The organism is Vibrio sp. 10N.222.46.A1, from assembly GCF_041473595.1.
GTDB classification, from domain to species: Bacteria; Pseudomonadota; Gammaproteobacteria; order Enterobacterales; family Vibrionaceae; genus Vibrio; species Vibrio tasmaniensis_A.
In genome coordinates, this window is sequence record NZ_JBFRSN010001148.1 from 1 (window position 1) to 445 (window position 445).

Annotated in this window: 1 pseudogene; it reads right to left on the reverse strand. The window is 44.7% G+C overall.

The features are described from left to right. Window positions 1-445: pseudogene (eno, locus tag AB4496_RS24655) on the reverse strand (phosphopyruvate hydratase); the annotation flags it as partial.

Genomic DNA, 445 nt, shown 5'->3' on the forward strand with positions numbered 1-445 from the left:
TTGGTTGAACTTGATAAGGATAGAGTTAGCTACGCCTTTCTCGATACCTTCAGCAAGAATCTTAGTGTTTGTAACGAACAGATCGTCACCAACGATTTGAAGCTTGTCGCCTAGAAGTTCAGTTTGGTGCTTGAAGCCATCCCAATCAGACTCGTCAAGACCATCTTCGATAGAAACGATTGGGAAGTTGTTCGCTAGCTCAGCTAGGTAGTGGTTGAACTCTACAGAAGTGAAAGTTTTACCTTCGCCCTTCATGTTGTAGATACCAGCTTCTTTGTCGAAGAACTCAGATGCTGCACAGTCCATAGCAAGAGTAACGTCTTTACCTAGTTCGTAACCAGCAGCTGCAACAGCTTCTGCGATAACTTCTAGAGCTTCAGCGTTAGACTTAAGGTTAGGAGCGAAACCACCTTCATCACCAACTGCAGTGCTGTAGCCTTTAGAC